This window comes from Streptomyces sp. H51, from assembly GCF_035656535.1.
GTDB lineage: Bacteria > Actinomycetota > Actinomycetes > Streptomycetales > Streptomycetaceae > Streptomyces.
On the sequence record NZ_JAYMHD010000013.1, the window covers coordinates 1 to 856 of the forward strand.

The following is an 856-nucleotide window of genomic DNA, read 5'->3' on the forward strand; positions in this document are numbered from 1 at the left end:
GCCGCGCCGTTCACGCCGCGGCCGCCGGAGACCACGATCGCCGCCTCGGTCAGCTCCGGACGCCCGGTCGACTCGCGCGGCGTGCGGCCGGTGACCTTGGTGCCGGTGGCCTGCGCGGAGAAGGACACCTCCAGTGCCTCGACCGTGCCCGCGGCGGGGGCCGTCTCGACGGCGGCGCTGTTGGGCTTGACGGTGATGACGGGGGTGCCCTTGGAGACGCGGGAGGTGGTGGTGAAGGACGCGGCGAACACCGACTGGGTGGCCACCGGCCCGTCCTCGCCCGCTTCCAGGTCGACGGCGTCGGTGATGATGCCGGAGCCGGTGCGCAGCGCCAGACGCGCGGCGATCTCCTTGCCCTCGGCGGAGGAGGGCACCAGCACGGCGGCCGGGGAGACGGCCGCGACGGCGGCCTGCAGCGCGTCCACCTTGGGCACGACGAGGTAGTCGGCGTACTCGGACGCCTCGTGCGTCAGCACCCGGGCCGCACCGTGCTCGCCGAGCACGGCGGCGGTGGCGGCGGCGCCCGCGCCGAGGGCGACGGCGACCGGCTCGCCGATCCGGCGGGCCAGCGTCAGCAGCTCCAGCGTGGGCTTGCGGACGGCACCGTCCACATGGTCGACATAGACGAGAACTTCAGCCATGGCAATGCGCTCCTGCGAAAACGAAGATGAAGGGGTGGTCGGCGAGGCCGGCCCGGACAGGCTTCCGGGCCGCGAGGCGGGCCCGGACAGGCTTCCCGGGCCGCGAGGCGGGCCCGGACGGACGTTCCGGGCCGCGAGGGCGGGTCAGATGAACTTGCGCTCCGCGAGGAAGGCGGCGAGCTGCCTGCCGCCCTCGCCCTCGTCCTTGACGATCG

The 856-nt window shown here is 74.6% G+C and carries 1 protein-coding gene; it reads right to left on the bottom strand.

Going from position 1 to position 856, the window contains the following annotated elements:
- Positions 1–641: electron transfer flavoprotein subunit alpha/FixB family protein (locus VKA29_RS03160; protein WP_324783594.1), on the bottom strand; the 641-nt coding region annotated here is incomplete at its 3' end.
- Between the last annotated feature and the right edge of the window lie 215 nt (positions 642–856).